7 protein-coding genes, 1 tRNA gene and 2 rRNA genes are annotated in these 10555 nt (G+C 66.2%); 5 read left to right on the top strand and 5 right to left on the bottom strand.

Annotation, left to right across the window (positions count from 1 at the left end):
• Nucleotides 1–95: 95 nt before the first annotated feature.
• From H3C53_04160 to H3C53_04145, 4 genes are all read right to left on the bottom strand, one after another.
• Nucleotides 96–695 (bottom strand): type IV toxin-antitoxin system AbiEi family antitoxin domain-containing protein, encoded by a 600-nt coding sequence (locus tag H3C53_04160; GenBank protein ID MBW7915869.1) that lies wholly within the window; start codon nt 693–695, stop codon nt 96–98.
• Between the two features lie 679 nt (nt 696–1374).
• Nucleotides 1375–1450 (bottom strand) — tRNA-Gly (locus tag H3C53_04155).
• 63 nt (nt 1451–1513) lie between these two features.
• Nucleotides 1514–1630, bottom strand: a 5S ribosomal RNA gene (gene rrf, locus H3C53_04150).
• Between the two features lie 61 nt (nt 1631–1691).
• Nucleotides 1692–5286, bottom strand: a 23S ribosomal RNA gene (locus H3C53_04145).
• A 300-nt stretch (nt 5287–5586) separates the two neighbouring features.
• Here H3C53_04145 and H3C53_04140 point away from each other — a divergent pair.
• The 3 genes from H3C53_04140 (at nt 5587) to H3C53_04130 (ending at nt 8273) form a co-directional block, all read left to right on the top strand.
• Nucleotides 5587–5766, top strand: coding sequence for a hypothetical protein (locus H3C53_04140; protein MBW7915868.1), 180 nt, complete (start codon nt 5587–5589; stop codon nt 5764–5766).
• A gap of 119 nt (nt 5767–5885) precedes the next feature.
• Nucleotides 5886–6641, top strand: a complete 756-nt coding sequence (locus H3C53_04135) for a 5-oxoprolinase subunit PxpA (protein ID MBW7915867.1) — start codon at nt 5886–5888, stop codon at nt 6639–6641.
• Nucleotides 6642–6668: 27 nt separating this feature from the next.
• Nucleotides 6669–8273, top strand: coding sequence for a carboxyltransferase domain-containing protein (locus H3C53_04130; GenBank protein ID MBW7915866.1), 1605 nt, complete (start codon nt 6669–6671; stop codon nt 8271–8273).
• On the opposite strand, the gene H3C53_04125 is transcribed toward H3C53_04130, so the two are convergent.
• A complete protein-coding gene (locus H3C53_04125; protein MBW7915865.1) occupies nt 8233–9762 on the bottom strand; it encodes a potassium/proton antiporter in 1530 nt (509 codons plus the stop codon). The two genes, H3C53_04130 and H3C53_04125, sit on opposite strands and share 41 nt — an antisense overlap.
• 88 nt (nt 9763–9850) lie before the next feature.
• On the opposite strand from H3C53_04125, the gene mgsA reads away from it, so the two are divergent.
• Both mgsA and H3C53_04115 read left to right on the top strand, forming a co-directional pair.
• Nucleotides 9851–10294, top strand: coding sequence for a methylglyoxal synthase (gene mgsA, locus H3C53_04120; GenBank protein ID MBW7915864.1), 444 nt, complete (start codon nt 9851–9853; stop codon nt 10292–10294).
• The gene (locus H3C53_04115) at nt 10291–10542 is read left to right on the top strand and encodes a hypothetical protein (GenBank protein MBW7915863.1); all 252 of its coding nucleotides are present in this window, start codon (nt 10291–10293) and stop codon (nt 10540–10542) included. The genes mgsA and H3C53_04115 overlap by 4 nt, the downstream gene beginning before the upstream one ends.
• The last annotated feature ends 13 nt before the right edge of the window (nt 10543–10555 follow it).

Here is a 10555-nt window from a genome sequence, read left to right as displayed (position 1 = left end):
GCGCAGCCGGTTGGGATCCACCCGGTGCTCGGCTCGCGCCTGAGTGGTTAGGCGGTCTTCGAGCGCCCGGCGGAAGTCGCTGGCGGTGCGGTAGATCATGGGAGCCCGAGACGTGCGAATCGGGCCTTGACGTTATCGGGGGAGTTCTCGATCGCTGCTTCCAGCAGTCGCTTGCGGACTAGGCCCTGGTTGAGGGCGGCTTGCACCGCGGTCGCCAGGTGTTCCGCGCTGAGGGTGGAAGCGGCTGCGTCGAGCAGGGTGCGTAGGGGCGTGGTGATCCTGTACCCGGCACGTTCGGTCATGTCGGACGCCGGCAGGTCCTGGCGGTGCAGCTGGACCCCGGCGGGTGGTTGCTTCCTGAAGCCTTTGGGGACGGTGAGGTGGATGCTGGCGGGCATGACGTCGCTCAGTTCATAGGCCTGCAGGGCTGTCTCGTGGGAAACGGCGGCCTGGATGGTGCCGGCGCGGTCTCGGCTCCAGAGCATGAGCAGTACGTAGTGCTCGTCCGGCGTGTGGGGGAAGCGCTCGAGGCGGTAGATGCCGTGGCCTTCGCGCCGCCAGTTCCCTGCCTTATGCTGGTAATGCTGGGAGGCGCGGCTGTAGCCGGCCTCGAGGGCCTGGGATGCGGTGAAGTAACCAGCCTGGCGCTCCGCGATGGCATAGAGTTCCGTGCGCGGATCGGGCTTGGTGGTCATCAACTCTAGTTTACACAAACATCAAAATATACTTGACACTTCTGCAACCACTCTAGATTGCTCGTTGGATCATCGATGGCAGTTGGTGCCCGGCCCCACCGGCAACCGGTCGTTCTTCACGCACCCGGGCGACGGAGCGCCGGCACGGCATTCCCGGGGCCCCCGAGTGTTCCAATAGCGGTCCCGTAATCTATGTCTCGCAAACCAGCCCGGGTTCGCGTTTCGTGACACCGTTTCTAAGGTGGCGGGGCCTGGCTCGGTCCTAGCGCGAGGCTTTACCCTAGAATCGGGACGGAGGCGTCGAGGTGTCCAAGCGCAAGGCCGGCTACCCGCAGACCGAGGGGGTAGGTCCTTGATTCGGCGAGCATGAGGCCGAGCGTCGCCACTCCGATTGTGGATATCAACAAGGCCCTGACCGCGTTACTACGCCCATCGTGTGCCCACCCGCGGTCGAACGCCAGACTGAGCCTCTCCCGCAACCAGCAGATAGCTGAGCGGCACGCCCGCAAGAGCGTAGCCATCCTGAGCCACTTGGAACCCAAACCCGAAGCAGGTTCACAGCGTGAGAGCCTCAAGCCCGGCGCCCGGGGCTGCCTCAAGGTCGGCGGCACATGTCGGGGCACGTAACCGAACCGCCCGTCCGGTCGGCGCGGGGCCGGCCCGGACGGGCGCGTTGGTGTGGAGCGGGAGACGGGATTCGAACCCGCGACATCTACCTTGGCAAGGTAGTGCTCTACCAGCTGAGCTACTCCCGCTTAGGGAGCGGATACGGAGCGGTCTGAGGCGCGTGGCCTCAGACCGTCCTTGCCTAGATAACCTCCTCGCACTGACCTACTCTTGCAGGGGGCTGCCCCCCAACTACCATCGGCGCTGTCGTGCTTAACTTCCGAGTTCGGAATGGGTTCGGGTGGGTCCACGACGCCAAGAGCACGAAGAGGAAAGATATGGACAGGCTATAGAAGGCAAGATCAGGTGTCTCTCTCGGAAAAGTCCGAGAAATGGTCAAGTCCTCGACCGATTAGTACTGGTCAGCTAAGTACGTTGCCGCACTTACACTCCCAGCCTATCAACCCGGTGGTCTTCCGGGGGTCTTACTCCCTTACGGGATGGGAAAGCTCATCTTGGAGTCGGCTTCGCGCTTAGATGCTTTCAGCGCTTATCCGTTCCGCACGTAGCTACTTAGCATGTGCCGCTGGTACGACAGCTAAGACACTAGAGGTGCGTCCACTCCGGTCCTCTCGTACTAGGAGCAGCTCTCCTCAACTTTCCTACGCCCACAGCGGATAGAGACCGAACTGTCTCACGACGTTCTGAACCCAGCTCGCGTGCCATTTTAACCGGCGAACAGCCGGACCCTTGGGACCTTCTCCAGCCCCAGGATATGACGAGCCGACATCGAGGTGCCAAACACCGCCGCCGATGTGAACTCTCGGGCGGTATCAGCCTGTTATCCCCGGGGTAACTTTTATCCGTTGATCGATGGCCCTTCCACAAGGTACCACCGGTTCACTAGGGCCCACTTTCGTGCCTGCTCGACATGTACGTCTCGCAGTCAAGCTCCCTTATACCCTTGCGCTCTACGCACGATTTCCGACCGTGCTGAGGGAACCTTTGCGCGCCTCCGTTACGATTTAGGAGGCGACCGCCCCAGTCAAACTACCCACCTAACGCTGTTCCCCACCCGGATAACGGGTGCAGGTTAGACGATCGAACCATTCAGGGTGGTATTTCACCGTTGACTCCACCGAGCCTAGCGGCCCGGCTTCACAGTCTCCCACCTATCCTACACAGAACAGTCCAAGCATCAACATCAAGCTGTAGTAAAGCTCCACGGGGTCTTTTCGTCCTGCTGCGGGTAGGCCGCATCTATACAGCCAATTCAATTTCACCGAGTCCCTGGTTGAGACAGCGCTCCAGTCGTTACACCATTCGTGCAGGTCAGAACTTACCTGACAAGGAATTTCGCTCGGAATTCCCCCGTCCTGTTTCCAGGAGGGCCGGACTCTATCTTGGTCGACCGCGGTTCATGCCCTCGGCGATACGCTTGATCTCCTCGAGGCCCTCTTGCGTTAGGTGCATCCCGTCTTCCATCGCCAGAATCACCCGTCTGAACTTCAAGAACTCGATGTTCTTGGTTGTCTTCAACTGGTGTTTCATGAAGAACGGAAGGATCACTTCGCGGAGGCATTTGCGATCGCGAACGCGATACGCAAGCCGGTCTCCGTGATTCCGTCGCACCACTCCGCAACCGAAGTACGCCTTCAGGGCGTGCAGCAGTTGGGCGTCCCGCTCGTGTTGGACGACCGTGAACTCCGGGAGCACTTGCACTCCCATCGTCATCTCGTCGTGCTTGGCTATCCCGACGTGAAAACAGCCTTCGCCATCGACGAAGCCGGCTATCCATTGAGCTTCGAGTTTCATGCGTCTCGTCCGGGGGAGTCGACCCCAAACGTATAGTCTCTGAGGGTTCTTGGCGTGAAGGACACTCCAAGCCTTCCCTGCGGATTGTCCACGTATCCGGCGGATTGTTACTGTGGCGTCCTCGGACCCACTAGTACCGCGCGGCTTTTGAGGAGTTTCCCGCATATAGTTTGGTTTTACTAAAGCTAGCGTTAAGTTAACCTTAGGACCGTTATAGTTACGGCCGCCGTTCACTGGGGCTTCAGTTCAGCGCTTTCACGCCTCCCGTTGACCTTCCAGCACCGGGCAGGTGTCACACCCTATACATCCCCTATAAGGGTTAGCAGAGTGCTGTGATTGTGGTAAACAGTCGCTAGAGCCAATTCACTGCGCCCACCTCAGGCGATCATCACTGACAACCTTACACGTGGGACCCCTTCTCCCGAAGTTACGGGGCTATTTTGCAGAGTTCCTTAACCAGGGTTCTCTCGCGCGCCTTAGTGCTCTTACACTCGCCTACCTGTGTCGGTTTTGGTACGGGCGCCATCGCTTCAACGTTTAGAGGTTTTTCTTGGCACCGTGGATTCAACCAGTTATCAGTCCCGTAGGACCTTCCCGACGTACGTCATCTACGCGGAGGGCGGATTTTCCTGTCCCTCCAGACTTCGCACGCCGCCGGGCATAGCCATAGCTCCGGATGGCCTATCCTAATGCGTCACCCCATCACTCCACGACGGCGGGGCAGGAATGTTGACCTGCTGTCCATCGACTACGCCTTTCGGCCTCGCCTTAGGTCCCGCCTAACCCTGAGAGGACGACCCTTGCTCAGGAACCCTTAGGCTTTCGGCGGAAGGGATTCTCACCCTTCTTATCGTTACTAATTCCTGCATTCGCACTTCCGATACCTCCACGGCTCCTTGCGGTACCGCTTCAACGGCTTACGGAACGCTCCCCTACCCAGCGCAACTTAGTTGCACTGACGCAGTTTCGGTGCATGGCTTAGCCCCGATCATCTTCGGCGCAGAGACGCTCGACTAGTGAGCTATTACGCACTCTTTAAAGGAATGGCTGCTTCTAAGCCAACCTCCTAGCTGTTCTAGCGTCTCCACATCCTTTACCACTTAGCCATGACTTGGGGACCTTAACTGGCGTTCTGGGTTGTTTCCCTCTTGTCTGCGAAAGTTAGCTCACGCAGACTGACTCCCGGGGTATGAACCGACGGCCTTCAGAGTTTGACAGGGTTTGGTAAGCTGGTGAGCCCCCTAGCCCAATCAGTGCTTTACAACCATCGGTGAACCCCCGAGGCTAGTCCTAAAACTATTTCGGGGAGAACCAGCTATCTCCGGATTCGGTTAGCTTTTCACTCCTAACCACAGCTCATCCCAAGAGTTTTAAACCTCAACGGGTTCGGTCCTCCACTTCCTTTTACGGAAGCTTCAACCTGGCCATGGCTAGCTCATCCGGTTTCGGGTCTACTGATAGCGCCTGAACGCCCTGTTCAGACTCGCTTTCGCTACGCCTCCGCCTATCGGCTTAAACTCGGCACTACCAGTAAGTCGCAGGATCATGCTTCAAGAGGCACGCCACTACCCGTTCGTACCCGAAGGTACGCATAGGGCTGTGACTGCTTGTAAGCACACGGTTTCAGGTACTATTTCACTCCCCTCACGGGGTGCTTTTCACCTTTCCCTCACGGTACTTGTTCGCTATCGGTCAGTCGGAATATTTAGCCTTACGGGGTGGTCCCCGTGGATTCACGCGAGGTTCCACGTGACTCGCGCTACTCAGGTGCCGGCTAGGCTTCCGCGCATTTCGCGTACGGGGCTATCACCCGCTATGGCGCGCCTTTCCAGTGCGCTTCCGCTATACGCTCGAGTCCATGTTGCCGGTCCTACGACCCCGGCTCCCGTAGGAGTCGGTTTAGGCTGTTCCCTTTTCGCTCGCCGCTACTGGGGGAATCGAGGTTTCTTTATTTTCCTCCAGGTACTTAGATGTTTCAGTTCCCTGGGTTCCCTCCACATGACCTATGTATTCAGTCAAGGGTAGTGGGGGTTCGCCCCACTGGGTTTCCCCATTCGGAGATCCTCGGATCTACGCTTGCTTCCAGCTTCCCGAGGCTTATCGCAGGTAGCCACGTCCTTCATCGGTTCGACTGCCAAGGCATCCACCGTGTGCCCTTAGTAACTTGACCCATTTCTTTTCGTTTGATGTGTATGAGCAGACACGCGATTCAAGTTTTCGAAAAAACCCGATTCGCGGCTCGTACGTTCTTGCGTCCCTAACGGGACCAAGTGCTCGTCCGAGCCCTGATGTCTTGCCTTCTATTCGCCTGTCAATGTTCTCGCCGGTCTTTCGAGCGGCAAAAGTAAGAGTACACCTAGGCCCGAAGTCTTGTCAAGCGTACGCGGCGAGGGTCCGGCCGCGACCCTCCCACGCGCGCTCCGGCGGCCCCTTTCATGCGTCACGTCCGATAACGTCGCCTGCGGTTTCCATGCGGGCGACCCGGGCCGCGCTCCTCGACCCCGCCGCCCTACAGCCCGACCTGAGGCCGCCGGAGCTCGTGGCGGGCTACCCGCGAAGCGCGGCGCCACCCGTGCCGTACCCCGTGGCCTGCCGCCCGCAGGCGTGGTCGTCGGCGGCGCTCCTCTACCTTGCACGGTGGGACGAGTAGGCGCCCCCAGCGAGACGCCCCAGCGAGGCGCGCTCGGCGAGGCGCGCTCGGCGAGGCGCCCCCAGCGAGCCGCCCTCGGCGGTCCCGCCGCCGGGGGGCGGTAGCATGCTGCCGTGACCATCGACCTCAACGCCGACCTCGGCGAGGGGTACGGCGCCTGGTGGCGGCCGGAGGACGAGCGGCGCCTGCTGACGGCCGTCACGTCCGCCAACGTCGCCTGCGGTTTCCACGCCGGCGACCCGAGCATCATGCGCCGCACGACCGCCGCCTGCGTGGCGGCCGGCGTGGTGGTGGGGGCGCACCCGGCCTACCCCGACCTGCGGGGCTTCGGGCGCGTCCCCATGGCGCTGCCGCCCGAGCGGGTGGTGGACGACGTCGTGTACCAGGTGGGCGCCCTGCAGGCCGTTGCGCGCCTGGAGGGCACGCGCGTGGCGCACGTCAAGCCGCACGGCGCCATGTACGAGGCGGTGGCGCTCGACCCGGCGCTGGCGCTCGCTCTCGCCGAGAGCCTGGTGCGGCTCGACCCGGAGCTGCGGCTGGTGCTGCCGGCCGGCTCGGTGGCGGCCCACGCGCTCGCCGCGCGCGGCCGGCCGCTACTTCGCGAGGGGTTCGCGGACCGCGCCTACCGCGACGACGGCCTGTTGGCGCCCCGCCACCGCCCAGGGGCGGTCTTGACGGATCCGGAGGCGGCGCTCGAGCAGGCGCTCGCCCTCGCGCGGGGCGAGGAGTTCGCCACCCTCGACGGGGCGAGGTTGCGCCTCGCGGTCGACACGGTCTGCCTCCACTCAGACACGCCGGGGGCCGCCGAGCTGGCGCGCCGCGTCCGCGCGGGGCTCGAGGCCGCGGGCGTCGCGGTCACGAGCCCCGCGCCGTGAGCGGTGCGCCGTGAGCGGTGCTCACCCTTGAGGCTCGTCCACGCCGGCCCCTACGCGCGGTACCTGACGTTCGACGAACCGCCGTCGGCGGAGCTGTCCCGCCGCCTGGGGGCGTTGGCGCACGCGCTGCGTTCCGTCCTGCCGGCGGGCGTCTACGACGTGGTGCCCGGCCACGCCGACGTCCTCGTCGAGGGGCGCTACCTGCTCGACGACGAGCGCCTCGCCCACGCCGTCGCAGGCGCCGAGGCGGTCGCGCCCCCCGAGCCGCGGCGCTTCGAGGTGAGCGTTGCGTACGGCGACCGCGCCGACGTCTCGGAGTTGTGCGATCGCCTGGCGCTCTCGTGGGACGAGATCGTCGCCCGCCACGCCGCGCCCACCTACTCCGTGGCCTACCTCGGCTTCACCCCCGGCTTCCCGTACCTGCACGGCGCCGACTCGCGCCTCACGACGCCGCGCCGCGCGCGCCCCCGTCCCGACGTCCCGGCGGGCGCCGTCGCCATCGCGCAGGGCCAGGCGGGCATCTACCCGACGGCGGGCCCGGGCGGCTGGTGGCTGCTCGGAACGACGCCGTTCCGCCTGTTCGACCCCGAGCTCGCCGAACCCACCACCCTCCGCGCGGGCGACGAGGTGAGGTTCGTGCCGGCCCCGATCCGGCCGCAGCGGGGCGGCGCGGCGCCGGAGTCCCGCGGGCACCCTGGCGCGCCCGTGCAGCTCGAGCCGCTCCTCACCGTCCTCGAGGTGTGGCCGTCCTCCGCCTCGCTGCAGGGCGCCCCGCGCCGCGGCGTGGGTCACTTCGGGCTGGCGGAGGCGGGAGCGCTCGACCAACGCCTGTTCAGGGCGTTGGCGGCCGCCGTCGGGGCACCCCTGACGGCCCCGGCCCTGGAGCTGACCGTGCCGCACGCCGCCCTGCGGGCGGAGGCCGACGTCGTCGCCGCCTACGGCGGGGCGGCGCGCGCGGCGCTCGACGGCGCGCCGCTCGAGCCGGGCAGGCCGTTCGCGTGGCGCCGCGGCGCCACGTTGGAGCTCCGCCCCCCGGACGCGGGCGCCGCGCTCGCCGGGGTGCCGCTCCTGGCCGTGAGCGGCGGGCTGGCGCCCCTCGGCGGGCCGGTGGGTCACGAGGCGTTGGCGGTGAGCGGCAGCACCGACACGCGGGGTCACGTTGGCGGGTTCGGGCGGTGGTTGCGGCCGGGCGACGTCCTTGCCAACGCCGCGCCGCCGCGGCCCGGCCGGGTCGCCGGGTCCCTCCCGCCGCTCGGCCACTACCCCGCGCGCCTGAGCCTGCGCCTCCATCCCGGGCCGCTGCACCTGGGGGCCGCCTTCGCGGCGCTGCAGGCGCGCACCTTCGCCGTGGCCGAACGGAGCCGCATGGGGGTGCGGCTGGAGCCGATCGCCGGCGCCGCCGACCCGGCCCCACCGCCGTCTTTGCCGTCGACCGGCACGCCGGGCGGCGCGGTGCAGCTCCCGCCAGACGGCCGCCCGCTCGTCCTCCTCGCCGACCGCGGCCGCACGGGCGGCTACGCGGTGGCCGGCGTGGTGGACCGCCGCGACCTGGCGGCCCTGGCGCAGGCGCGGCCGGGGACGCTCGTGACCTTCACGGTGCCCGACAGGACGGTGCCTTCGGCGTTGACGTAGCGGCGCGCGTCGAAGCGCGCGGCTTGCGCCCGAACGCGGCCGGCGTGCTGTCTTCCCTGAGGTTGGCGCCTATCAGGTAGACGTGGTCGCCGGCCTCGATCACCGTCTGACCCCTCGGCGTCACCAGCTTGCCGCCGCGCAACACGGCCGCGATGACCACCTCGCGCGGCAACGACAGCTCGACGATGCGCTTCCCCACGGCGCGGTTGTCCGGGCCGATGAACACCGCCAGCACGGCGGCACCCTTCGGGGCCTCGCCCCCGAGCTCGAGCCGCAGCTTGGGGGGCGGCGGCTCCGCCTTCGCCAGGCCCAGCCGGCGGGCGAGCGGCGACAGGGTGAACCCCTGCAGCAGCGTGCCGACGATCACGACCACCACCACCACGTCGAAGATCACGTCTGCGCCGTCGACCCGGTTCATGAGCGGCACCATCGCCAGGATGATGGGCACGGCGCCCTTCAACCCGGCCCAGGTGAGGAGCACCTGTTCGCGCGGCCTGAAGCGGTACCGCCCGCGCGACGCCCAGCGCAGCAGCGCCAGCGTGATGACGACGGCGAGGGGCCGCGCCAGCAGCATGGTGGCGGCGGTGACGAGGAGCGCCGTCCCGAGCACCGGCCAGAGGCGGCTCGGGACCACGAGCAGCCCCATCAACAGGAACATGATCAGTTGCGCCGCCCAGGCCGCACCGTTCATGAAGTTGACGATGGCCACGCGCTGCACGAGGTAACCGTTGCCGAGCATCAGCCCCACCAGGTAGATGGCGAGGTACCCGTTGCCGTCGAGCAGCGCCGTGGCGCCGAACGCCAGCAGGCCGCCGGCGAGGGCGAGCACGGGGTAGAGCCCGACGTTGACGAGCTCGACGCGGTTTATCAACAGCTTGAGCAGCCACCCGAACGCCAGGCCAAGGGCGGCGCCGAGCACGAGCTCCAGCACGACGGACCCCGCCATCGCCAGGTAGTCGACCTTGTGGTCGCCGTCGATGGCCTGAACGAGCGAGAGGGTGAGGAGGACCGCCATGGGGTCGTTCGTGCCCGACTCCGTCTCGAGCGTCCCGCGCAGGCGCTTGGGCAGGCCGCGGCCGCGCAGGGAGCTGAACACGGCGGCGGCGTCGGTGCTCGACATGACGGCGCCGAGAAGCATGCTGGTCAGCCAGTCGAGGTCGGTGAGCGCGTGGGCCGCCAGGCCGATGAACAGCATCGTCAGGAGCGTGCCGAGCGTGGCGAGGGCCGAGGCCGGCACGATGGCGGCGCGGAAGATGCGCATGCGGGTATCGAGACCGCCGTAGAACAGGATGATGGCGAGCGCCACCACGCCCACGTAGTAACTGACCTCGAAGTTCGAGAACTCGATGCCTATCGGCCCGCCCGTGCCCGCCAGCATGCCGACGCCAACGAACAGCACCAGGGCGGGCACGCCGAAACGTTGTCCGAGCCTGGTGCTGACGATGGCCACCACTCCCAGCGCGGCCGCTGCCACGATCGCCAGTTCCATCACCCTCAATGCTAAGCGCCAAGGCGCCCGCGCCGCTCGCGGCCTCACACGAAGCGCCGCCCGTGGCCTCAGGAACTAGACTGGGAGGATGAAGTCCGTGGCCCTGATCGCACACGACCGGAAGAAGGCCGACCTGGCGGCCTTCGTCGCCGACCACGCCGGCACCCTGTCGCGCTTCCCCCTCATCGCCACCGGCACCACCGGCCGCGTTCTGCACGAGCGCACGGGGCTCCCCATCGAGCTGATGGCGTCGGGCCCGATGGGGGGTGACCTCCAGGTGGGGGCGCGGATCACCGAGGAGCGCGTGCTGGCCGTCATCTTCTTCCGCGACCCCCTGACGGCGCAGCCGCACGAGCCCGACATCTCCGCGCTGCTGCGCATCTGCGACGTTCACGCCGTGCCGTTGGCCACCAACCTGGCCACCGCCGAGGCGGTGCTGGCGTGGCTCGATGAGTTGCTCGCCGACCCGGCGGAGCTCGAAGAGTTCGCAGCCGCGCCGGGCGAACACGTGAACGGGGCGCCCCTCAGGTGAACAAGGAGCTCATCGAACGCTTCCTGAAGGACATGCGTGAGCGCCACTCGGCCCAGATCGACGCGGTGGCGCTGCCGGACGGCACGACCGAGTTCATCGGGGACCTGGTTGCCGCCCACGACGCCGACACGCTCGTCTTCATGATCAAGCTCTCTTACCTCATGGGCCTGCAGACGGGGTTCTCCGCCGCCCTGGCGGGAGCGTCGGGGCCGGACCCCGAGCCGGGCCGCGGCCCGTTGCAGGCCTGAGTCGAGCGGGCGC

The organism is Trueperaceae bacterium, assembly GCA_019454765.1.
Lineage (GTDB): Bacteria > Deinococcota > Deinococci > Deinococcales > Trueperaceae > JAAYYF01.
This window is presented reverse-complemented; position numbering and strand designations above follow the sequence as displayed.